The sequence below is a fragment of the Bacillus sp. E214 genome (assembly GCF_008087365.1).
Taxonomy (GTDB): Bacteria; Bacillota; Bacilli; order Bacillales; family Pradoshiaceae; genus Pradoshia.
Map to the genome: position 1 here is coordinate 183,377 of NZ_VENN01000005.1, position 24,422 is coordinate 207,798.

The 24,422-nt window shown below is 37.2% G+C and carries 22 protein-coding genes; 7 read left to right on the plus strand and 15 right to left on the minus strand.

Features of this window, described 5'->3' with window-relative positions; translation table 11 throughout:
* Positions 1-49 precede the first annotated feature (49 nt).
* Positions 50-265: a hypothetical protein gene (locus FHY47_RS16100; RefSeq protein ID WP_066108303.1), complete on the plus strand. Its 216-nt coding sequence runs from the start codon at positions 50-52 to the stop codon at positions 263-265.
* A 588-nt stretch (positions 266-853) separates the two neighbouring features.
* Here the strand turns inward: FHY47_RS16100 and FHY47_RS16105 are convergent.
* Positions 854-1,429, minus strand: a complete 576-nt coding sequence (locus tag FHY47_RS16105) for a beta-class carbonic anhydrase (RefSeq protein ID WP_066108306.1) — start codon at positions 1,427-1,429, stop codon at positions 854-856.
* A gap of 168 nt (positions 1,430-1,597) precedes the next feature.
* On the opposite strand from FHY47_RS16105, the gene FHY47_RS16110 reads away from it, so the two are divergent.
* Positions 1,598-2,734, plus strand: a complete 1,137-nt coding sequence (locus tag FHY47_RS16110) for an amidohydrolase (RefSeq protein ID WP_066108308.1) — start codon at positions 1,598-1,600, stop codon at positions 2,732-2,734.
* A 28-nt stretch (positions 2,735-2,762) separates the two neighbouring features.
* On the opposite strand, the gene megL is transcribed toward FHY47_RS16110, so the two are convergent.
* The 6 genes from megL to FHY47_RS16140 form a co-directional block, all read right to left on the minus strand.
* On the minus strand, positions 2,763-3,947 hold the full coding sequence (gene megL, locus FHY47_RS16115) for a methionine gamma-lyase (RefSeq protein ID WP_148631107.1): 1,185 nt from the start codon (positions 3,945-3,947) through the stop codon (positions 2,763-2,765).
* A gap of 253 nt (positions 3,948-4,200) precedes the next feature.
* Entirely contained in the window at positions 4,201-4,683 is a 483-nt protein-coding gene (gene ybaK, locus FHY47_RS16120; protein ID WP_066108313.1) for a Cys-tRNA(Pro) deacylase, read from the minus strand.
* 14 nt (positions 4,684-4,697) lie between these two features.
* Positions 4,698-6,374, minus strand: coding sequence for an ABC1 kinase family protein (locus FHY47_RS16125; RefSeq protein WP_066108315.1), 1,677 nt, complete (start codon positions 6,372-6,374; stop codon positions 4,698-4,700).
* A gap of 40 nt (positions 6,375-6,414) precedes the next feature.
* Positions 6,415-6,711 (minus strand): phasin family protein, encoded by a 297-nt coding sequence (locus FHY47_RS16130; protein ID WP_262366033.1) that lies wholly within the window; start codon positions 6,709-6,711, stop codon positions 6,415-6,417.
* A 177-nt stretch (positions 6,712-6,888) separates the two neighbouring features.
* Complete coding sequence (locus FHY47_RS16135; protein ID WP_066108319.1) at positions 6,889-7,881, minus strand: Gfo/Idh/MocA family protein; 993 nt, start codon at positions 7,879-7,881, stop codon at positions 6,889-6,891.
* Between the two features lie 265 nt (positions 7,882-8,146).
* Positions 8,147-8,377 (minus strand): excisionase family DNA-binding protein, encoded by a 231-nt coding sequence (locus FHY47_RS16140; RefSeq protein WP_066108321.1) that lies wholly within the window; start codon positions 8,375-8,377, stop codon positions 8,147-8,149.
* Between the two features lie 350 nt (positions 8,378-8,727).
* On the opposite strand from FHY47_RS16140, the gene FHY47_RS16145 reads away from it, so the two are divergent.
* The 4 genes from FHY47_RS16145 to FHY47_RS16160 all read left to right on the plus strand — a co-directional run bounded on the left by FHY47_RS16145 (position 8,728) and on the right by FHY47_RS16160 (position 13,173).
* A complete protein-coding gene (locus FHY47_RS16145) occupies positions 8,728-10,359 on the plus strand; it encodes a Na/Pi cotransporter family protein (protein WP_187393501.1) in 1,632 nt (543 codons plus the stop codon).
* 365 nt (positions 10,360-10,724) lie between these two features.
* Positions 10,725-11,150 carry a DUF1641 domain-containing protein gene (locus tag FHY47_RS16150; RefSeq protein ID WP_148631109.1) on the plus strand — a complete coding sequence of 142 codons (426 nt, stop codon included), beginning with the start codon at positions 10,725-10,727 and terminating at the stop codon, positions 11,148-11,150.
* A gap of 89 nt (positions 11,151-11,239) precedes the next feature.
* Positions 11,240-12,421 carry an NAD(P)/FAD-dependent oxidoreductase gene (locus FHY47_RS16155; protein ID WP_140462149.1) on the plus strand — a complete coding sequence of 394 codons (1,182 nt, stop codon included), beginning with the start codon at positions 11,240-11,242 and terminating at the stop codon, positions 12,419-12,421.
* A gap of 272 nt (positions 12,422-12,693) precedes the next feature.
* Complete coding sequence (locus tag FHY47_RS16160; RefSeq protein ID WP_066108330.1) at positions 12,694-13,173, plus strand: flavodoxin domain-containing protein; 480 nt, start codon at positions 12,694-12,696, stop codon at positions 13,171-13,173.
* Positions 13,174-13,229: 56 nt separating this feature from the next.
* Here the strand turns inward: FHY47_RS16160 and FHY47_RS16165 are convergent, their stop codons facing one another.
* From FHY47_RS16165 to FHY47_RS16180, 4 genes are all read right to left on the minus strand, one after another.
* A complete protein-coding gene (locus FHY47_RS16165; protein ID WP_148631111.1) occupies positions 13,230-13,841 on the minus strand; it encodes a TetR/AcrR family transcriptional regulator in 612 nt (203 codons plus the stop codon).
* 8 nt (positions 13,842-13,849) lie between these two features.
* On the minus strand, positions 13,850-15,814 hold the full coding sequence (locus FHY47_RS16170; protein ID WP_139892738.1) for an ABC transporter ATP-binding protein/permease: 1,965 nt from the start codon (positions 15,812-15,814) through the stop codon (positions 13,850-13,852).
* 277 nt (positions 15,815-16,091) lie between these two features.
* Positions 16,092-16,853, minus strand: a complete 762-nt coding sequence (locus tag FHY47_RS16175) for an SDR family oxidoreductase (protein WP_066108337.1) — start codon at positions 16,851-16,853, stop codon at positions 16,092-16,094.
* Positions 16,854-17,226: 373 nt separating this feature from the next.
* A complete protein-coding gene (locus FHY47_RS16180; protein ID WP_148631113.1) occupies positions 17,227-18,012 on the minus strand; it encodes an SDR family oxidoreductase in 786 nt (261 codons plus the stop codon).
* A 303-nt stretch (positions 18,013-18,315) separates the two neighbouring features.
* Here FHY47_RS16180 and FHY47_RS16185 point away from each other — a divergent pair, with 303 nt between their 5' ends.
* Entirely contained in the window at positions 18,316-19,410 is a 1,095-nt protein-coding gene (locus tag FHY47_RS16185) for an SH3 domain-containing protein (protein ID WP_148631115.1), read from the plus strand.
* A 115-nt stretch (positions 19,411-19,525) separates the two neighbouring features.
* Here FHY47_RS16185 and FHY47_RS16190 read toward each other — a convergent pair whose 3' ends face one another.
* The 4 genes from FHY47_RS16190 to FHY47_RS16205 all read right to left on the minus strand — a co-directional run bounded on the left by FHY47_RS16190 (position 19,526) and on the right by FHY47_RS16205 (position 24,273).
* Positions 19,526-21,025 (minus strand): malate:quinone oxidoreductase, encoded by a 1,500-nt coding sequence (locus FHY47_RS16190; protein ID WP_140462148.1) that lies wholly within the window; start codon positions 21,023-21,025, stop codon positions 19,526-19,528.
* Between the two features lie 278 nt (positions 21,026-21,303).
* Positions 21,304-22,950 (minus strand): DUF2075 domain-containing protein, encoded by a 1,647-nt coding sequence (locus FHY47_RS16195; protein ID WP_148631117.1) that lies wholly within the window; start codon positions 22,948-22,950, stop codon positions 21,304-21,306.
* 53 nt (positions 22,951-23,003) lie between these two features.
* Positions 23,004-23,306: a nucleotide pyrophosphohydrolase gene (locus FHY47_RS16200; protein WP_066108347.1), complete on the minus strand. Its 303-nt coding sequence runs from the start codon at positions 23,304-23,306 to the stop codon at positions 23,004-23,006.
* 403 nt (positions 23,307-23,709) lie between these two features.
* Entirely contained in the window at positions 23,710-24,273 is a 564-nt protein-coding gene (locus tag FHY47_RS16205; RefSeq protein ID WP_140462146.1) for a TetR/AcrR family transcriptional regulator, read from the minus strand.
* Between the last annotated feature and the right edge of the window lie 149 nt (positions 24,274-24,422).

The window sequence follows — 24,422 nt, forward strand, 5'->3', positions numbered from 1 at the left end:
TATTCTATAGGGGTATAGAATAAGAAACGAACAATGGGAGTGAATACACATGACAAAGGAAAAACCATTATCGAAGAAAAAAATGGACAATCCTGAAAACTCAATGACTGACAAAGAGCATATGCTCGATAGATTTGAAGATGAACAGCATGTAGACACCATTCCTATCGAAGATTTACGAGAAGAAAATCTTGAAGAAAAAGATAAGACTGCTACGAAGAGCACTTCTTCCAGCGAAAAGAAATACGAGCCCGAAAAACAGTAAGCATGGAGCCAGTTTATCTGGCTCTTATTTATTTCGCCTTTCCAAAAATCCCCTAGCTAATATCCCTCTGTAAACACCGTAATTAAATTCAAAAATATTCCTCAAAAAGTCATCCAAGACCCTCTATATTTCTTATACAAGGGGGGGTTCTAAGTAGGCCAATAAAGTTCAAAACATACTCAATCCGCTTACAGCCAAATCTCAAAGGATTGCAACAGAGATTATCCGAATATCCAGCTTTACACAGGAAAGTTCTGCATCCTCACAGGAGATTCTCGCTAATATCAAAGAGCAAAACCAGCTAATAACCGGTATTTCTCATAGCTTTAATGAACTTGATAATCTAGTTGAAAAACTGGATGGATTAGTGCAGATTTAAATAAAAAACCCGCTATTCATGTTTACGCAGCACCTATTCGATGCGGATTCATGATTGACGAGTTTTTAAATTACATATTAATGTAACTCGTCGTATTTAGTCCCTATCGTTAAAGGACTTCAACAAATGTCTAATACTAACTATTCTTTAATATGTCCCAGTCCCTTTAATCAAAAAATGACGTGTCCCCACGTCATTCATTAATAAACTTATTCCGATTTCACTTTTTCATATCCATTGACGACAACAGATAATTCCCCGGTCGATGGATGAATAACCATTCCCGTTACTGGTATATATGCAGGCATTAACGGATGATTCTTAACCAGATTAACACTTTCCGTTACGCTTTCATGGACATTAGAGAAGCCCTTAACCCACTGCTTCACATCTATTCCTACATGCTCCAAAGTAGAAAAGGTCTCATTAGGTACTCCATTATCAGTCATTTGTCCAATCAATTGATTTGGATCCATGGCAGCCATACCGCAATCCTCATGGCCTACAATAAATACTTCTCTTGCTCCCAATGCATGAATTGCCACAATGATGGAACGCATCACACCGCCAAATGGATGATTTACGATTGCCCCGGCAGTCTTTATAATTTTGACATCTCCGTTAGCAATATTCATGGCCTTTGGTAACAACTCAACCAGCCTGGTGTCCATACAGCTTACTATAACCATTTTTTTATCGGGAAATTTAGTGGTCTCATATGGCAAGTATTCTTCCTTGTTTACAAATTCACGATTATAAGCAAGAATTTCATCTAATGTATTCATTTATTTCTCCCCTTCATACAGCCTTAAATCCATTGTACCTAAGTATTTATAATAGTTGAAATAATATACAATTTCATCCGAAGGAAACTTTCAACAAAAGATGCGTACACTATCATAACAGGTTACTAAACAGTATTGCCGGACAACTAATGAAAGGATCCATATACTTTGAAGACAAAACTTAGGCAACTTGAACCCTATATACATTCCATTTTTGAATATTTACACTCACATCCTGAGATAAGCTGGAAAGAGCATGAAACTGCAGCCTTTATTGAAAAGCGATTAATCGAAGAAGGGGTTAAGTGTAACGCTTTCCCCTCATTTCCCGGTTTAGCTGCTGAAATAGGCTCCGGCAAGCCAGTCATTGCTTTACGAGCGGATATGGATGCCCTTTGGCAGGAATGTGATGGAACCTTTAGAGCTAATCATTCATGCGGACATGATGCGCACATGTCAATCGTTTTGGGTGTAGCCTTGATGCTCAAAGAATTGACTGAGACTGAAAAAGAAAAAGGAACAGTTCGATTTATCTTTCAGCCGGCAGAAGAAACGGGTGAAGGTGCCAAGGCTGTAACGAATCTTGGAATTGTAGATGACGTTGATTATTTATACGGTCTCCATCTTCGTCCAATAGAAGAGCTGCCTCTTGGCATGGCAGCTCCTGCGATCAATCATGGGGCAACCTACCATCTTTCAGGAAAAATCATTGGAGAAGATGCACATGGAGCGCGGCCTCACTTAGGGACAAGTTCAATAGATGTCCTAATTATGATGCATCAGCTGCTTCAACAAATTAAACTGTCGCCGATGAAACCACATTCCATCAAAATCACCAGATTCGAAACAGGTAATGAAAATTTAAATGTTATACCAGGTACTGCTTTGTTTGGAATTGATGCCAGGGCTCAATCAAATGAAGACCTGAACATCATTAAAGAGCAAATAAAGCAAACCTTTGCTCAATTAGAATCAATCTTCCGCATTCATATCCAACTAGAACCATATCCAGATACACCGGCTTCCATCATCTCCGCCAAGGCGGCTCAGTTTATGGAAAAAGCTATTTTGGATACAATGGGGCATAAAGCATTAAGCCCTACAGTGTTAACTCCCGGAAGTGACGATTTTCACTTTTATACGAAACTTCGCCCTTCCATAAAAGCAACCATGCTGGCACTTGGTGCTGATTTAACTCCCGGACTTCATCACCCAAATATGACATTTGATCGTTCCTGTATAATAGAAGGCATCGAAATCCTAACAAGAGCTATTCTCCATACGTTAAAGGCTGAATCTCTATAATAAAGATTCAGCCCCTTTATAGTTATACCTAATCATTTCCCAGCGCTTGTTTTATATCCCCCCATAGATCTTGCCAGTTTTCCAATCCAACGGATACACGCAGCAATTGGTCTGTAACACCCATTTCCAATCGTTCAGATTCCGGAATAATAGCATGAGTCATTGAAGCCGGGTGACAAATCAATGTTTCAACATCACCTAAGCTGACTGCAATTTTAATAAGCTTCATCCTGTTAAGGAAGGCTTGTGCATCCTCTTTACTGCCTTTTATTTCGAAAGCGATAATCCCTCCTGGCTGACGCATTTGTTTCATAGCTGCCTCATATCCAACGTTTTGCTTATCTCCAGGATAATAAATCCGCTCAACTTTTGGATGTTCTTTAAGCTTCTCATAAATTTTTTGAGCATTTTCGCTATGACGGTCCATCCGAATTGGCAAGGTTTTGATTCCCCTTAACAATAGCCATGCATCAAAAGGCGCCATAATTCCCCCGACGTCCTTTAACATTGTTTTTCTAACTCGTGATATGAATTCACGGGAACCCGCAGCCAAGCCCGCTACAACATCCCCATGTCCGCAAATATATTTTGTTGCACTGTGTACAACTATGTCACATCCCAGCTGAAGGGGCTGTTGCAAGTATGGCGAAGGAAATGTATTGTCCACAATGACGGGGATCCCATTTCTTTTAGCCACCCGTGCCACCATTTCCAAGTCAATGACTCTCATAGTTGGGTTTATTGGCGTTTCAATAAATATACACGTTGTTTCAGGTTTAATTAACTCCTGTATTTGTTCCTCTGTTTCCATCGGACTAAAGTCATGATGGATGTTATACTTCTCTTTCATCATGACTAATAAATCGAATGTACAACCATAAATACCGAGTGAGCATAGAATATGGTCATTTGCCTTGGTAAGTTCCATTAAAACAGCTGATACAGCAGCCATACCAGACCCAAATGCAATTCCTTCCTCAGCTCCTTCCAATACTGCTATCTTCTCTTCTAATGAGCGTACGGTTGGATTGCCTAATCTCGAATAGATAAATCCATTATCTGTACCGGCAAATCGCTGTTCCCCCTGTTCAGCAGATTCAAATGTAAAGGTGGAAGTTTGATAGATTGGCATAGAAAGGCTTCCTTGATGTTCGTTTGATTCATATCCGGCATGGATAGCTGCAGTTTCAAAGTGGGTATATTTCTTATTCATATAGCTCCCCCTATTTCAAATGTAAAAAATTTCAATCCCCACTTTATCATATGGCATTCACCCAAAAATTGTAAACAGTCTTATCCAGATATTTTAAAACCCGACTTTCATTACATACAAACTACTGACCCAACATTAAATAGAACTCATCACTTCATACAGAGAAAAATAAGGACCCAATACTTATTAAATCCGGTGTATCTGTTTACTAATCTCCCTAAATTACAAGAAAAAAAGGCCCTAATCAGACCTTTCACCCATGTATAACGTCAGCAAAATCGCCATCTACTACTGATGTAAGTAAATCAGCAACCTTTACTTTCATTTGCACTCCTATTTTTCCTGCACTGACTATAATTTTTTCCTGAATTTCAGCTGATACATCTATGTATGTTTTATACTGCTTTTTCATCCCAACCGGTGAACAGCCACCGCGGATATACCCCGTATATTTTTGTATGTCTTTCATAGGCAGCATTTCAACTTTCTTTTCACCAGAAACTTTAGCTGCTTTTTTCAAATCTAGCTCTGAATCTACAGGAATCACAAATACATAAACAGAGCCAGTCCCTGAAATGGTAACGAGAGTCTTATAGACAAGACGATAATCCTGGCCTATCTTCTCTGCAACGGAAATACCATCAATTTTCCCATCGCGATTTTCGTATTGAAATATTTCATACTCAATTTCTTTTTGATCTAAAAGGCGCAGTGCATTCGTCTTTACGTTTCCCACTTAAAAACTTCCTCTCAAAATTTGCCCGATTTAAAAATTGAATAAAGTAAATACAGTACCATTAAGGTGGCGATAATCGATCCAATTTCAATAATAGGCACTTGCCATAATATAGAACCGCTCCCTCTAGATGATGATCCTATAATCAAGCCTGCCATAATAATACTAAAGGACAAGAGAATAATCGCATAGGAAAGCTGGTTCCCGACCTTATCCATTTTACCAAGGAACACATCTAGTTGCGGCACTTCTATTTGTACACGAAATTTACCTTCTTTCAGCTTATTCATCAATTCATTTATATTGCGAGGCATTTCGTCCAGGATATCCGAGTATTCCACTACTTTGTTCCACAAGGAGTCCGCCAGGTTTTTAGGCTTCAGTCTTTCTTTAATCAACTTCTCCCCAAACGGCTCAATTACATCAATAATATTGAATTCCGGATTCAATGTTTCTACAACACCTTCCACTGCAAGGAAGGTTTTACCCAGCATAGTCAAATCAGATGGGATACGGATATGATGTAAGTAGGTTAATGTAAAGAAGTCATTCACTGCTTCACTCATATTTAAAGTATTTAAAGGATGACCATAATACTTATCGATAATTTCTTCTACATCAGATCGCAGTTTATCATAATTGATATCATCAGGTGTGAAGCCCAGCTTCAGGATTGCACGCATGACACTATCCGTATTACCTCGTTTTAAGGCAATAATCAATGTTGCAAATGCATACTTTATCCGTGTATCCAGGTGTCCAATATTACCGAAATCAATCAAAACAATTCGATTTCCAGGTTGAATCAGGACATTGCCTGGATGTGGATCTGCATGAAACAGACCGTTGATTAAGATTTGATTCATCATCGCATCCGTAAAGCGCTCACTGATTAGTTGCCTGTCAAACCCAAGTTCATCTAGCATTTCGATTTCATTTATTTTAATACCTTCTACATATTCCATCGTTAATACTCGCTTAGTAGAGTAGTCCCAATAAATAGATGGTATCTTAATTATGTCATTATCGATAAATTGATTAGCTATTTTTTCGGAATTTCTTCCCTCAATTCCATAATCCAGTTCCTGATGTAAGGATTGAGAAAATTCATCCACTATATCACTTATGCCATAATCTCTAGCCCAGCTGAATCGCTTTTCTGCCAATCTAGCAATATTATGCAAGATTTCTAGATCTGTCTCAATATTACCCTGGATATTAGGGCGTTGCACCTTTACAGCGACCTCTTCCCCTGTATGAAGAACAGCCTTATGTACTTGACCAATAGAAGCCGCAGCCAATGCTTCTTCTGTAAAGTCGGAAAACAGTTCATCAATTGTTGCTTCCAGATTCGATTCGATAATCTTTTTGACTTCTTCAGGGGAGAAGGCAGGCACATGATTCTGCAGCTTTTCCAATTCCAAAATAACGGAAGGAGGAACGATATCAGGTCTTGTACTCAGCATCTGCCCAAGCTTTACAAAAGTCGGGCCCAATTCCTCAAGAATGGCACGAATCCGCTCGGCAGCCGGCCGATTTTTAACCTCCTTGCCTTCAAACGTCCACTGCCCTCCAAACGGTAGCATATCGGATAATCCCAGTTCTTTGGCAATGGATCCAAATCCATTATGAATCATTGCACGGATGATATCCTGGTACCGATTAAAGTGACGTATTCTCTTTTCAAGCATCTGCTTCCCCCCTAACCTGCTCATTCATAAACTTGTGTTGTTATTGATTTTTCTCCTCTAACAAAGCAATTCGATTTTCCAATCGTGCAATGTCTTCTTTTGTGGCAAGATCCATTTCTGCCAGACGTTGCTTAACCTTTAAATTAATTTGTTGTTCAAATTCTGTCCGGGCTTCATTACCCTTTTTCACTAGATCTTCCACCATTGATTTAGATTCTGCATGAGTTACTTCACCCTTTTTCACCAATTCATCCACTAATTTTTCAATTTGTTCCTTGCTTGTTACAGCTGCTCCAATTCCCATAGAAAACGTTTTGTTTATAATGTCCCTAATCATGCTCACTTCTCCTCCTTGAACTTATGATTAATAGAATAAAGCAAAGTTTTTCCCACTATTACCTTTCCACCCCTTAATTAAAACAAACCTATAAATTGTGTATTTTTTTTGAATTAATAAACATCTCTGCTTATAAAAAATAGAAGACCGCCCTGCCGGCAGCCTTCTATTAAAAAATTATTCAGATTCTCTTTCTGTACTAAATACAATTCCACTTTCTTTTCGGGAGTACTCTGTAATTTCCAGTACCCCTCTACTAATCTCAATTAGCTTTTGATAATCTGGCTGTTTATCATGGTTGATAATATCGATAAAAGTATCAATTTCATACACCATATCATTCTCTTTTTGAGGAATTGAAAAGGGTTCGCACACTTTTGTTTCTCTATCAATATACTCAAGCTTTTGAATGGTTCCTGATCCAGGAAAGATAATATTCCCCGTCTCCCCATGAATTTCATTTGACCCATAGGAATTAACTATTTTCGAGCAAACAATTGTACATACAAAATCAGAATACTTGAGGATTAGTGTTCCTCCTCCATCAACGCCACTATCAAGCATAACTGGAGTATAGCTGGTCGAGATAGGTTTTCCGAAAAGGGCGAAGGCCATGGCAAGAGGATAAACACCTAGGTCCACCAAAGCACCACCTGAATAATCAGCTGAGAAAATATTAGGAATCTCCCCCTCCAGTAGTTGATCATATCTGGAAGAGTATTTCATATATTGTAAGTTTATATTACGAATTCTCCCCACTCGTCTAATATTATCCTGCAGTAACTTGAAGTTGGGTGTATGAAGGGTTCTGATGGCTTCAAAAAGATAGACGTTATTCCTTTTAGCGATTTGATATGCCTGATCCAGCTCTGCCACATTAGAGAATAACGGTTTTTCACATATGACATGTTTCCCGTTTTCTAACATTAAAACCGCTTGTTCAAAATGACATGAGTTCGGAGAAGCGATATAGACAATATCGATTTCCTTACATTTAGCTAGTTCCTCCAGCTGATTAAAAACAAGATCGACCTCATGCTTATTCGCAAAACGAGACGCCTTATCCAAATTTCTTGAATAAATCGCCTTTAGATAAAGACCATCGCTTTCTAAAACTGCATCTATAAATTGTTCTGTAATGCTACTAGTACCAATTGTTGCTAGATTCATAAGTAACCTCTCCCTCGCCTACCAAAATAAAAATCATAATTTCAAAAGTGCCATTATATTCTTACTAGTACCCCAATAAAGGAGCATGCTTACCTATAATAAGAATTTTTTATAATTACGAACGCTACATAAATCATATCAAAAAATGACTGCAGACATTACAATTAGATGCAAAGATTGGTTGTTACTAACTGTTTAATTGGCAATGAAGATGGGATAAGGATTTAAGCAAAAAAAAGAAGGCAAAATTTGCCCCCCTGTTTTATTAATCCTCATCTTTTGCATCCCAATCTTCAGGAATCGGTTCAGTTAACCATTCCTGGAAAAGCTTTTTATATTCCTGCAGCTGCTCTTGATAATTGGAGAATTGATCATTGTTAATCAAATACTGCTCCCCGTCAAATATAGCCCGGATTTTCTTTTGCTTGATAAGAGTTTCAAGATAGGATTCCGGCAATGATAAGTATTCTGCTGTTTCTTTCACGGAAAGGTACACCAATCATCCCCCTCTTCTCCCGAAAATATTGTTTATTAAGTCTATCATATTTTCTACTGTTCTTCATTCAGTTGAGGATTTAGAGTATACATATCTTTCATATCTGGTACTGTTATCTATTATAGAAATCATTAATTCTATCCAGAATTCAATGTAACCATACACTGTTTTTCTTCAAAAACCTATATTTTAAAATAATATATTTTTTTTAATTTATTGATAAATTACACGAACGTAAAGGAACCGTAAAGTTATAGTTAAATATGACTGTTTAGTATTTACTTTCAACTTCTTGTCAATAATAATGATAATCGAAAATATTTTTCTAAAATAATGTTGAGGTGTAAACAGTGGATGTAAGTATTCAAGAAATGCTTTTTCAATTTCTCGGCGGATTGGGTATCTTCCTATTCGGTATCAAATACATGGGGGATGGACTCCAAAAATCCGCAGGTGATCGACTAAGAGATCTATTGGATAAATATACAACCAACCCTATTATGGGGATTCTGGTTGGTATTCTAGTTACAGTTTTAATTCAAAGTAGTTCAGGTACAACAGTTATCACGGTTGGATTGGTAAGTGCCGGATTTATGACACTCCGCCAGGCTATTGGTGTCATCATGGGGGCAAATATCGGTACAACCATTACTGCCTTCATTATCGGTATTGATGTTGGCGAATATGCATTACCAATTATCTTTGTCGGTGCATTTTTATTATTCTTCTTTAAAAACCAAAAGCTGCACAACTTCGGTCAAATCCTATTTGGATTCGGATTATTATTCTATGGCCTAGAGCTTATGAGCAGTGGAATGAAGCCTCTACGTACCTTCGAATGGTTTCATGATCTAACTGTCAGCTTAAGTGATTATTCCATACTCGGTGTTGTAGTAGGAACAGTCTTTACATTATTAGTACAAAGCTCCAGTGCTACAATCGGAATCCTTCAGGGATTATTTGGTGAAGGGCTTATTGACCTGCAAGGTGCCTTACCGGTACTATTCGGAGATAACATCGGAACAACTATCACTGCCCTTCTTGCATCGATTGGTGCATCAGTTGCCGCTAGACGTGCTGCTTGTGTACACATACTTTTCAATGTGTTCGGTACAATCATTTTTATGATTTTGCTCGTTCCATTTACGTCCCTTATTGGCTGGTTCCAACAAACACTTGGACTAAATCCGGAAATGACCATTGCCTTTGCACATGGAACATTCAACATTACAAACACACTGATCATGATTCCATTCATTGGTGTATATGCGTGGATTGTTACTAAACTCATTCCAGGAAAAGATACTGTTATTGAGTATAAACCAGAGCATCTGGATGAACGAATCATCGACCAATCTCCTTCTATTGCACTTGGACAGGCGAAAAAGGAAACTTTGCGAATGGGCGAGTTTGCTATTAAAGGATTGGAAGAAACGTATAACTACCTGTTAACTAATGAAACTGCTTCATTGAATACAGGTAATCAAATTGAAGAGGCTCTTAATAATTTAGATCACAAAATAACAGATTATCTTGTTAAAGTCTCCACAAGTTCACTGTCTGCTAATGAATCTGACGAACATAATATTCTAATGCATACCATTACAGATATCGAACGCATTGGCGATCATTGCGAAAATATTCTGGAATTTGCAGAGTATAAAAATACAAATAAAGCAACATTTACAGATGAGGCCACAGAAGGCATGTCTCAAATGTTCACACTAACTATAGAAGCGGTCAAAGAAGCGATGGCGGCAATAGAGAATCAAGATAAGGAAAGTGCATATAAGGTGCTTGAATTGGAACGTAAAATCGATAAGATGGAGCGCCAATTAAGAAAGCAGCATGTCATCCGCTTAAATAATGGATCCTGCTCTGCACAAGCAAGCCTCGTTTACGTTGATATTTTAAGTAATCTTGAACGTATCGGCGATCATGCTAAAAACATTGCCGAAACGATTATTGGTGAACAAGAATAATCAGGAAGTAGACTCTCCTCGGAGGGTCTATTTTTTTATTCCTTCATTATTTCACTATTATAAAATGCCCTAAACACACTCTCTCCCCATTAACTATTTTAGATTTACACATATTTATCATCCTCAAAAATCCTCCTGTTTTCATTATTTATAAATCAAAATTACAACGGTAACTATTGATGAATGAAATATTTCACTATCAATATAGTGTAAATAGTATTCTTTTTGCTATGAAAGCGCTTTTTTCGAGCAAAAAGTTTTGTGAATTTATACACAAGGAGTATGCTTAAAGTAGAGGATTTATGGTTATATAAATATAACTAATTTAATTTTTCGCTATAACAAACAGAAATGGGGTATTTGCTATGTCAGACACAATGAAACAGCAATCAGAGACACAATCCTCTCCGGTTGCTTCACAAGAAGAATTGTTAAAACAATTATCAAAACCAGAGGTTCAGGAATCATTAGTTACACTATTAAATCAATTACCACAATTAACTGAAGTTGTAACAGCACTGAACAAATCATATGAATTCGCTCAATCCGTCGCTACTGATAAAGTATTAGTAAACGATTTTGCCAATACAGCGAAGGAATTTGCAGAGCCTGTTACGAAAACAGCCAAACATATAGCTGTCAATGCTATGGAAGCAAAGGAAAGAGCTGAACAAAGCAAAGAAGTGATCAGTGTATTCGGTTTGATGAAAATGCTAAAAGATCCTCAAATCCAAAAGGTTCTTCGTTTTGCCAGCGCTTATCTTCAAGTAAGCAACGAACGTTCTAAATAAAAGCTTATTCATTTATACAAAAAGCACTTATTAAATGATTTTAATAAAATACTAGATTAAAAATATTACAAACAAGGGTGGAACATATCATGGCACAAGAAATTGTTATTTTAGGAGCAGGGTATGGCGGTCTTCTTTCAGCATTATCAGCACGTCAGCATTTAACATCTGAAGAAGCTACTATTACAGTTGTTAACCAATATCCGACACATCAAATCATTACTGAACTGCATCGTTTGGCAGCAGGCAATATTAGCGAAGGCAGAATTGCTATGCCATTAGATCGTTTGTTTAAAGGAAAAGATATTAATCTAATCATCTCTAAAGTTGAATCTATATCAGCAGATGAAAGAAAGGTAACCCTTTCAAGCGGAAAAATCTTAACCTATGATAAATTAGTCGTTGGATTAGGCAGCCAAACTGCTTATTTTGGCATTCCTGGACTTGAAGAAAATAGTATGGTCTTAAAATCAGCAGAGGATGCTAATAAAATTAACAAGCATATCGAAGATCGAATTAAAGAATATGCACAAACTAAAAATCCAGCCGATGCAACCATTGTAATCGGTGGCGGCGGACTAACCGGTGTTGAATTAGTTGGAGAAATTGCAGATACAACCCCTAAAGTAGCTAAAAAATATATGGTTGATCCTTCTGAGCTTAAATTTATCTTAGTTGAAGCAGGTCCAAAAATTTTACCTATGCTTCCTGATCATTTAATTGAACGTTCAATGACAAGCTTAGAGAATCGTGGAGTTCAATTCTTGACTGGACTTCCTGTCACAGGTGTAAACGGAAATGTGATTGAATTAAAAGATGGCCAACAAATTATCGCCAACACATTTGTATGGACTGGCGGTGTACAAGGCCTTCCTGTTATCGGCGAATCTGGTTTAGCAGTAGATCGTAACCGTGCTACTGTTAATGAATATCTACAATCTACTTCACATCCTGATGTTTATATTGCTGGTGACAGTGCAGTTGTCTTCCCTGCTCCTGGTGCGAGACCATACCCGCCAACTGCACAAATGGCTTGGCAAATGGGTGAATTGATTGGTTATAATATTGCGGCATCCATTAAGGGTACTCTTCCTGAAGTATTTGCTCCAGTAAACTCAGGAACATTAGCAAGTCTTGGACGTAAAGATGGCGTAGCCATTATTGGCGGGAACTCAACACCATTAAAAGGCTTACCGGCTACAATGATGAAAGAAGCAAGTAATATCCGTTATCTTTCACACATTAAAGGTTTATTCAGCATAGCCTATTAATAAATGTTAAATCCTGTCCGCTAAACCAGCGGACAGGATTTTTTATTGGCTTTATACACCTCTCTCTTGTCCTATTAACCTTTTCCATGGATAAGTAGCTGGCGGACCAATCAACTACTTGCGGCCAAAGATTATTTCTACAGATTGCCCTCTATCTCTAAAACCTAATGTCAGATAATATTAGAAGTTTCTGATATTTCCCCTTGGTAGGATGACAAAAAGGGTATATGCTTTATATAGACACGTCATCTTAGAAGGGAGCCATATTAGTCATGAACATATTGATTGCTTATGCTTCAAAAAGCGGAACTACAGAAACATGCGTACATATCCTTGAACAAGACTTTAATGGGCATGCAAAATTAGTTGATCTTACGCACACTGATCCTTCGCTGGATGCCTATGATACTGTTTTGATTGGCGGTCCCATCCGTTATGGGAAACTTCATTCGTCGGTAAAAAAATTCGTAAAAAACCATCTTAAAGATTTTAAACAGAAAGAGGTCGGTCTATTTATTTGCTGCGCTGATGTCGGAAATGCTGAAAAATACTTTCAAACCAACTTTCCAGATGAGTTACTTGAGCAAGCAACAGCAATTGACTGCTTCGGTGGAGAAATTCGTTCTCACGCATTGGGAATTTTCGAGAAATTCATTGCCAAAATAGCATTAAAATCGTACCCGGCAGACCAACAGCCTTCTATTCTTAAAGATAATATTCATATATTTGCAGATCGAGTGGAAGCTACCTGACTATAATAAAAAGCCTTGAACCTGTTTAGAACACACGTTCAAGGCTTTTACTTTGTTTATTTCAGTACACCATATTTAATAAAATGAAATTGACGCTCCATGTCTTTTCTTTTTTGGCTTACAGTCGAAAGATCATTTAACGCCAGGATAATTTGATTGAATGTGATAGTTCTCAATATCTCAATAACTTGAAACAATTCCTCTTTTATTTCAACCTTTAGTAAATGAGTGTCAGTAACTAGATTCAGAAACTTCTCTTGTTTCTCTTCCATTTCACGTACATCCGTAAAGCTCATTAAATGTTCAGCTAGCTTACTATCCGTCCGCGTAAATACATTGACCAAAAACTTGGAATGAGCAGGATCCATCGCTTTCTTAGTTATATAATCAAATAGCAGAAAGTGAATTAAAAAGAGGTTTACCCCGGCGTTAATCTTGCTGTTAATCTGATCCAAGAGGTCACTTTTATATTCATTTAATAAATACAGAAACAGATCTTCTTTATTTTCAAAGTAACGATAGAAGCTTCCCCGAGGAATTTGCGCTTCTTTAATAATTCGATTAATTGATGCATCATAGAAGGAATATTGGCTAAATTCCTCCTTAGCAGCCTGAATAATCCTGATTCTCTTTTCCGCTGGTAAATTCACAAATGTTTGACTCGGCATATACTTTCCTACTCTCTGCGTAAAGAGTCAACTGGATCCAATTTAGCCGCTTTATTGGCGGGCATAAGTCCAGAAAGCATGCTAATAATGATGCTAGCAGCAACACCGAAAACAAGATATGCTGGGGTTATTTGTACAATTTCAAAATCAATTAATTTAGTTGAAAGGCTATTAGCTACAAAGGTTAATAAAGAGGCTGCCAGAACACCGATAATTCCACTCGATAATCCAATCAGGAATGCTTCAGATACAAAAATTCTTCTAATATCCATGCGTCTTGCACCAATCGCTTTTAGGACCCCGATTTCCTTCGTACGCTCAACAACACTAATATGGAGAACAACCAAAATCATGATTGCTGAAACAAAAAGTGAAATGCCTGAAATCCCGGTTAATACATATGTCAAAACATCCAGCATTTCGTTCATCATAGCTGTCATTGTTTCTTGCGATGAACCATTGTAGCCCATATCCTTGATTTTTGCTTTTATATCTTCCGTAAACTCTTCATTATCTGCAACTAAATAGATACTTGTAGGATCCAATGTCTGACCGTTATCCTCTGCAAGCTGTACCAGATCCTCATAATTGGCATAGATTAAATCCATCGCTGCAAATTGACTGCCTAATGAAATAATTCCACTAACCGTATAGGTTTTTTCATATAACTGTTCATTAAGCATTAGCGTTACGTTAACATCTTTACCGATCATATCTCCGCCTAATTTTTCAGCGGTACCCTCCGCAAGGAGAATTTCTTGTTTTCCAGGTAAAGTGCCTTCCTTAATACTCGTATCTGTTATGTTAGATGAAATGGTTGTAATCATCATCAAATCAACCTTTTTGTCTCCATATTTAACCGCATTGGAGCCAAATGAGATGAGATTAAATCCCTTTTCCACTGAAGAAACATGCTCGATTTCGGATAATTTCTCGATATCCTTTTCCTCAAATGGTGTCTGTTCTCCCATCATCGATAGCATCATTGCCTGATTTTCATCCACTGATGGCGGAAGTTCCTCTTCCTCAGAAGGCATATTAACTTCTACGACAAGCGGATTCACCATACTGTTCATAGAGTCATTCATATAGGTCTTCACACCATTTCCTAATGAAAGGAAAAAGATGACACTCATGATTCCTATGCTTGCTCCTAATGAAACCCAAACATTTCTACCAAGCTTCTCTTTCATATTCAGAAATGCAAGTTTCACGGCCGCCACAAAGCTAAGGTTTTCACCAACCTTCTTTTCCACTTGATTGGATTGAGGTTCCATTTGTTCTAGAGGTTCTCCTCTGTCATCACGGATAATTTTCCCATCTGCAATTTGGATTACCCTTGAGGAATGGTTCGCTACTCGCTCAGAGTGAGTAACCATAATAACCAGCTTACCTTGCTTAGCAATATCTTTTATGATCGCCAATACTTGTTCCGTTGTTTCAGAATCAAGTGCTCCGGTTGGTTCATCGGCAATGATGATTTCAGGATCATTAATTAATGCACGCGCAATCGCAACCCTTTGCTTTTGACCGCCGGATAATTGATTTGGCTTTTTATAAATATGATTTTTCAAACCAACCTGAGTTAGAATCTCCTCCGCTCTTTTAATGCGTTCCTCTTTCCCTACATTCGATAAAGTCATCGCAATCGTGACATTATCGAGGACAGACAAATGCGGAATCAGATTAAAGCTTTGAAAAATAAAGCCTATTTTATTTTTTCGATATTCATCCATTTCTTTTTCATTAAACTCACCAATATTCTTCCCTTCAAACTGAACGGAACCGGTAAAATCAGAATCCAACCCGCCAATCAGATTCATTAGAGTGGATTTACCACTTCCTGATTCACCAATGATGGAGACCAATTCTCCCTTCTCAAAGGAAACATTAACATCTTTAAGAGCAGGGAAGTATTGACCATCTGCAATCGGGTATTGTTTGTTCACATGATGCAACTCAAGTACTTTCATATACGTTTGATGACACCCTTTACTTATTAGTCTCTTGATGTAATTAGTCTGGTCAGTTTCATGACAGTTTATCAAGTAAGACTACTATAAGTGACAACCTGTCACCTGTCAATTAATTATATTAAAATAATATTTATTAACTGAATATATTTTATTTAAAGTGATTATGTGAAATTTTGTTATTTAAATATATATTTTCTTATTCAAAAGAAAAGCAGCTTGTCCCTCTAAATCAGAGAAACAAGCTGCCTAATTGTAATCAATTATTTAATATTTATTAGAATGCTGAAGTCCAACCACCATCAACTACTAAAACTGTACCATTTACAAAGCTGGAATCCTCAGAAGCAAGGAATAAGGCAGCTGCTGCAATTTCTTCCGGCTGTCCCACTTTAGGAATCGCAGCTTGTGCTAATCTAGAACGTCCCATTCCAAATTCATTAACTTTTCCCATCGATGCAGAAATATTGGTCTCAACCGCACCTGGTGCGATTGCATTACAGCGAATGCCTTCTTTTGCATACATAAAGGCTGTGTTCTTAGTAAGACCAACCACCGCATGCTTGGAAGCACCATAGGCTGCACCTGCATGAGCACCGTTTAATCCACCAGTAGAAGCAATATTTATAATTATGCCTTGGCCTTTTTCCTGGAATAATGGAACGACCTTACGCATGGAACGCATAACACCTTTTGTATTTACATCAAAAATTAAATCCCATCTTTCATCTTGTATATCCGCAACAGGTTCGAAACCATCCATAATGCCTGCATTGTTAACAAGTATATCTAATGTACCAAATTCACTAACAGCTGTATCAATCATTCCCTCGATATCTTCAAGCTTTGCAACGTTCACTTGCAATGCTTTCGCTGTACCACCATTGTTTGTAATCCCTTCGACTACATTTTCGGCACCCTCAAGGTTAAGATCTGTTACAAGGACTTTAGCTCCTTCTTTTGCATAAAGCTCTGCAATCGCTTTCCCCATTCCGGATGCTGCACCTGTTACAACCGCTACTTTTCCCTCTAATTTCATTTTGAACTACCTCCTCATTAAAGTATAGGCTCTGTTTATCCATACGGATTTTAAAATTTATACTTGGATTTGTCTGTGACACTTCGTATTAATCCAGCATAAAAGCGAGACATACCCAATGTCCTCAGATCCATTTCAAGTAAAACCTGCTTAGCCAACATAACGGACTTTAACATAGCCTAATTTTGCCTAGACATAAAAGAAAGTAAGTTTACCCGAAAAAAATGATATTCTTGCTTCAGGAATATTTTAACTTATATTTAAATTTAAATAAAACTAAAACACCTAACCTACTAGATCAAAAGTTGGACACAATGTGACAATTAGTAGTTAAAGAGAAAAAAGAGTGAAAGTATATTAAGACTTTGTCGAATTAAACTTCCATCCCCCACTTTTTCTGTTCAGCTTCCTTCATCTGTTTTTCTGTTTGCTCTGGATAAACTGTACGGAATTTATGGTGTTCTGCCGGGATAATTTCTATCATTTTTTCAATCATATCCTCTGGATCCATTTGATTTTTCAATCCCTCTTCCATTGCTTTCATATCTTCTTTACGGGTAAAGTGTTCTTCCTCATTAAACCATTTCCATTTTTCTTCTACAGCCCGATCGTTGAAACCCGTATCAAATGAACCCGGGTTAATAGTCGCCACCTGTATGCCAAACTCTTTTAATTCATGCTTTAATGTCAAAGCCATTGCTTCAATGGCATGCTTGGTCGCTGCGTATGGACCTGCATAAGGAGTTGTCATAATGCCTGCCATTGAACTTAAGAAAACAATTTTGCCCATACCTTTGTTAACCAGCTTTCTTGCAGCGATTTGAGCTGTCTCAAGCGTGGCAAAAACGTTCACTTCAAAGATAGCGCGGAACCGTTCCATTGGTATTTCAGCGAGCGGTCCACCTTCATTAATCGCGGCATTCGCCACAAAAATATCAAAATCATATTTATCAATTTCTCTTAAATCAATAGGATTGGTAATATCGAGCTTAAAAACTTCCATATTTATTCCCAAGTCTCTCGTTTCCCGCATAAGCGCTGTTTTCTGAGATGTCGTCTCAGTCGTCGCTATGACATGATGACCTTTTTTCGCCAGACCAATAGCCGATCCTTTGCCGAGTCCGCTCCCTGCTCCAGTAATAAAAATTGTTTTTTCCATTTTATATTTCCTCCTTTCCCCTTCTATCACTTCTTTTTTCTTCTTCCCGATGGCAATTAGCATAAACATTCATCCATTGGCTGAAAATTATTACTTGAGATCTGCTATATTGGTAAACCATGTATTAATTTTAAAAATATTTCATTAAATATTCGTAAAATTCATAGAACAATAGAACGAAATTGGGCAGGACCACATGATTAAAAAATTTAAATCTAGTAAAATAAGAAGAGCTCGTTTACGACTACATTTAGAAGTAAATAGAATAAGGAAGTACATAAATTATTAAGGAGAAGTGAATACATGATCAAAAAGGGGATTGCAATCATAATCGCACTGTTCGTGATTCTTTCAGGTCTTCCCGTGGAAAATAACGTTCAAGCTGCATCATCCAAATATGTAACGGCCAGTACACTAAATGTACGAAGTGGTCCAGGAACTACATACAAAGTTGTTACAACTGTTAAAAAGAATACCTCAGTCAAAGTAGCTCAAACGAAAGGCTCATGGGAAAAAGTAACGGTTGGAAGCAAGACTGGCTGGGTTTCCAGCAAATATTTAACATCTAAAAAACCTGTTGCAGAAGTAACTTCTAAAACGATGTATGTCACAGCAAGTACATTAAATATTCGCAGTGGAGCCGGAACTAAGTACAAAGTAGTTACAACTGTTAAAAAGAACAGCTCAGTTAAAGTAACTCAAACGAAAGGCTCTTGGAGCAAAGTAATCATTGGCAGCAAAACCGGTTGGGCTTCCAGTAACTATTTAACTTCCAAAAAGCCCGCAGCTCCGAAAAATTTAGCTGAAGGCTTAAAGACAGTCGAAAGCAACAAGCAACTCATTCTCGTTACTTCAAGTGGATATAATACATCGAAAGCTGAAATCCGCACATTCGAGAGGAACTCTAAAGGAAAATGGGTACCTGTATTAAAAACCAAAGGTTATATTGGGAAGTATGGATTTGCAAAGGAAAAGGACATGAAAGAAAGTGGCAAGAGGTCTCCGATTGGGAAGTATACAATCGGTACAGCTTTTGGCCGAAAAGCAAATCCCGGAACAAAGCTGAATTATCGTAAAATCACAGCGGATGACGTATGGGTTGATGATCCGAAATCGAAACTATACAACACTTGGCAGTCCAAAAAGAAAACCAAGGGTCAATGGAAAAGTGCAGAAAATATGAATATATCAGCCTACACATATGGGTTTGTAATCAACTACAATACGAAGCGAACACCTTATAAGGGAAGCGCAATCTTCTTCCACATTGGCAACAGCTATACTTTAGGCTGCACCGCAACATCTGAAGCAAACGTGAAAAAGATTTTGAAATGGTTAGACCCTAAAAAGAAACCAGTCATTATTCAGACTCCAATTAATGAACTTAATACGTACTAATAAAACAACCCTGCATTGGTAAGTCTAGTGCAGGGTTGTTTCTACTGTTCATAAAATAAAGATAGGGCAACCCGCTTAGTATAGTGAGTTGCCCTTATTTATAATTAAGCTATGCTTAGTTACAGATCATTTCTTTTGTACAAAGTCCCAGTGTTTCTGTAGTTGATTGATTAATTTCTTTGAAAAGATCAGGATTTTCCATTAAAGATAGACCATAAGATGGAATCATTTCTTTTATTTTAGGTTCCCACTCCTTCATATTTTGAGGGAAACATTTATCCAATACTTTAAGCATAACGTGAACAGCAGTAGAGGCTCCAGGAGAGGCTCCGAGCAATGCAGCAACCGAACCATCTTCAGCACTGACCACTTCTGTACCAAATTGAAGTGTTCCCTTTCCTTTTTCTGTATCTTTGATTACTTGCACACGTTGGCCTGCCACAACTGTATGCCAATCTTCGCTGTTGGCGTTTGGAATAAATTCACGTAATTCCTCCATACGCTTCTCATTCGATAGCATGACTTGCTGAACCAAATATTTAGTCAATGCCATTTCTTTAACTCCCGCCGCCAGCATCGTAATAACATTATTCGGTTTTACGGACCCAAATAAATCAAAGTTGGAACCAGTTTTTAAGAACTTGGGCGAAAAACCGGCAAATGGCCCAAATAATAACGTTTTCTTATTATCGATATATCGTGTATCTAAATGAGGAACAGACATTGGTGGTGCACCAACCTTAGCCTTTCCGTATACTTTTGCATAATGCTTTTCAGCGATTTCCGGATTGTTACAAACCATAAACAGTCCGCTTACAGGGAAACCTCCGATATGCTTGGACTCCGGAATGCCTGTTTTTTGAAGTAAAGGGAGACTTCCGCCTCCTCCACCGATAAAGACGAAATGTGCCGTATGGTACTCAAGTTTACCATCTTCTAAATCATGCACCTTCACCTGCCATAGACCATCAGTGGTACGTTTAATATCTTCTACACTATGACTATAATTGACTTCTACACCGCTACTATGTAAATGTTCAAACAGCATACGTGTTAACGCACCGAAGTTAACATCGGTTCCTGAATCAATTTTTGTGGCTGCAATCGGTTCATCCGTTGAGCGTCCCTCCATTATAAGAGGAATCCATTCTTCTAGTTTCTCTGGATTCTCTGTAAATTCCATTCCTTCAAACAAAGGATTTTTAGAAAGCGCTTTAAAACGCTTTTTCAAAAAAGTTATATTATCCTCTCCCTGCACTAAACTTATATGAGGAATTGGCATGATAAAATCCTGTGGATTTTGAATCAAATTGCTGTTAACCAAATATGACCAAAACTGCTTCGATTGCTGAAACTGCTCATTAATATTGATAGCCTTGCTAATATCTAAAGATCCATCAGCTTTTTCAGATGTATAGTTAAGCTCACACAGTGCAGAATGACCCGTCCCTGCATTATTCCATTCATTTGAGCTTTCTTCCCCTGCACTTGCAAGTTTTTCAAATACTTTGATGTTCCATTCAGGTGCTAACTCTTTAAGTATTGCCCCCAATGTCGCGCTCATAATCCCGGCACCAATTAAGATAACGTCTGTTTTCTTCTGCATGTTGCTCATTATAACCATCCTCATCCCCTAATTTGTAAAAAAGAGCAAGCTCTCCTGTTTAAACAAAGCAAAAAGAAAGGCTCTACTTAAGAAACCCTTTCATCTCATTTTTTACCATATCTCATACCATTATAATGATTCTTCGACTAAAATTTCTACTATTTACAGATAATTATAAACTATTTGTCGTTTTTAATGAAGATGGAAGCTTTTATTTAAAGAGAGGCAGACAAAACACCTTATACCCTTATTCAGATTGGTTAAGGGTTTTGCCTCTTATAATGAAATCAGCTTCTTGTGTCCTGCCTAGGAAATCTATTTTCTTGAAGTTTTAACAATCTGTCCCTTAATTCCGGATCATGTGCATATATGTACAGGCCATGTATGCCCCTCTTCATCAGTATGTTAAGTGAATTTAAAATAATTCTTTCCATAATTTCTTCACTGTTTTTATACTCATTCCTTCCCCTAAAGGCCTCTGTATCCTTATAGTTTTCAGGAATGATTTTTAACATATCTGTTTCCTTATCATAGCCGATTGATGGACCTAGAATAACCCCAACATAATTTAAGTCAAAGCCCTGAATTGTATAAATGGATCCTACTTCCTTTATGGTATTTGCTTCTTCTGCCCATGTATGATTTCCATAATCATTATTCCATGGAAGTTTAAAACCATCCTCTTCCACATAATAGGTTTGTCCATCTTTCTTATGTATATAATCGAAGGTGGACACAATTCTCGCCAAACCAAATTTGTTATTCTGCTCTTGGATTACTTTATACATTTCTGCTGCCGATTCGAAAATCCGAAAATCATATGCGTCTTCAATCGGCATCGGTGTAATTTTCTTTTCCACAAAATAATTAATCCAATTGACCATATTATCGGAGGCACGCATTCGAAATTGATTTGTCAGTACATAATTCCCTGTATTACAGCTCTTTGTGATTGAGTATAGCTTTTCTTCGTCCCAGTAACTTTTCATTTTCAAGACTTGCTTGTCATCATAGACGATAATGGCTACCTTGCTATGTCTAATGATCTCTTCCAATTGATTTTCTTCATTGAAATTATTGTAACTATCAGGTTTTGTTAACAATAAATGAGCTTCATCTACTAGAACGATATCAGCCTTTTTCCCCAATTTCTTTCGCTTGTTGATAAATGTTGTCGGCTTTTCAAAATTCTTTTTAGAAAGTACTTTAACATTTCCAGCTATTTTTCTATAGGTCTTTAACATCTCAGAATGATTAACTAATAAATAGTTTTCAGTTTTGGATAAATCGTTATCTTTTTCCTTGGCGAGCTCTTGTATTTTATTAAAAACCGAACTTAAGACAACACTCTTTCCGACACCCGCTTCCCCTTTAATAAGAAAAACAAACGGTTTTTCATCCTTTATATGTTCTTTGCATACCTTTATAATTTCCTGTTGCAGCTCTAACTGTTCAGTCGTCATTTCCTTAAAGGGGGATAACTTAAAGATATCTTTATTTTCAATTGCTTGTGCTGAATGATCGACAATTTTTCTTTTTAAAAGTTCAGTCCAAATTTCATCAAAAATTTGTTCGTCATAGTATTGTTTTTCATAATAATTATGCATTACATTCTTTGCAGTTTGACTCTTGTTCTGCAGCTTATAACGCTCATCCGCCAAGAAATAATTGATTAGCTTCGTTTCTATATTATATGTAGCAGAACGATTAAATTTATTATGGATAATTAAGGACATCTTACTTAATGATTTTCGTTCATTATTATTCAGATGGTCCCTCATCCGATTTTTGACTGCCACTGTTTCGCCTATATAGACCGTAGTTTCATTGTTCAGAAAATACACGACAGGATAATCAATATAATACCCGCTCAGGCGATTTATTGATGCCTTGTTAAAAGGCAGTGTCTGTATTTTTACTGTACTTGTACTCATACCGCACCTCCACATCACACATGATTGTAAGCTGAATATGATTCATAATATGACTATTTCTTTGCCGGAGCCGGGTATTTTATGGCGTTCTTCTTCAGTTTCTTGAGTGCTTCCTCTTCCAGATTGATATCCAATTTATCCGCTAACTGCAAGAGATAGATAAATACATCGGCCATTTCTTCTTTTATATTGTCTATTGAATCAGCCGCTGCCTCTTCGCTATCTCTCCACTGGAAATTCTCCAATAATTCATTCGCTTCCAATGAAATCGAAATCGCTAAATCTTTCTCATTATGATATTGTCCCCAATTCCGCTCATCCCTGAACTCTAAAACCTTTTGTATGACTTCTTTCATTTTTTATTACCACCTAGTCTTTTATTCGATATATTCTACTTTACCATTTTTAATATAAAATATATAAAAACATTATCCAGTAGAGTTTTCGGTTAAGAACTAGTTAGAAATAGAGTAAATACACTATTGAAAGGAAGGCTTTGTTGATTCGCTATTGATTTCTAAGCCTGCCCTTCACTTTCCTTAATTTACTAACTTTACAATTATCCACTGCTTTTATCCGCCTAATTTATTCATCATAGGAAATTGATTGTTTTAAACAAATGCGCAGTAAAGTTAACAAGATACTGGTTTCTCCTATTTATTGCATAAGGAAAAGACCCTATATTACGAAAAAAAGCTCTATGAAAAAATTTAGGGCCAGTAGAATATCTTTTACTTTTTTTGATTCAGGTATCTTTACTTACTTCCCATAAATAATCTTCGCCAGACCGTAGTGACTTATATTTTCAATCAGATTGGCAATCTCTGAGGGAGACTCCTTGTAATCATTTTGAATCCATTCATTCAGGATACCTATTGTCCCAGCAGTTATGAACGTTGATAGATACCCCACTTGTGTTTGCGGTACATTTTTCCCGTAACGATTCCACTTTTCTATACATTTCATATGGGCAATATCTAACACATCATCAAGAAAGTCTTTTCCGTTCTTCAAAGTAAAGAGAATTCTGCTCAGTTCCTTATTTCTTAGAATCACCTCAAGAATTTCACTTGTAAATCCCGAGATCGTGTAGTCGTCCTTTGAAATGGAGATAGCTGCCTTCAGTTCATCCACATATTGACTCTTTAGCTTCTCCATCAAATCATATACATCCTCATAGTACCGATAAAAGGTAGCCCGATTGATTTCAGACTTTGCACATAGCTCGGTTACGGTAATTTTATTGATTGGCTTTTGTTCTAACAATTCAATAAATGTGTCTTTAATTACTTTTTTGGTATATCTTATTCTGCGATCTTCCATCCATTCTGACTCCTATTCTTAAACAAATCGTCCCATTCTGTTTAATAACTTTCATTCTGATTAAAATTGATGATTGATGCTTCCGGGGCAACATTATACAATGATAACAAATTTTATACAACACAGTGTTTAATAACTAACGGAGGTTT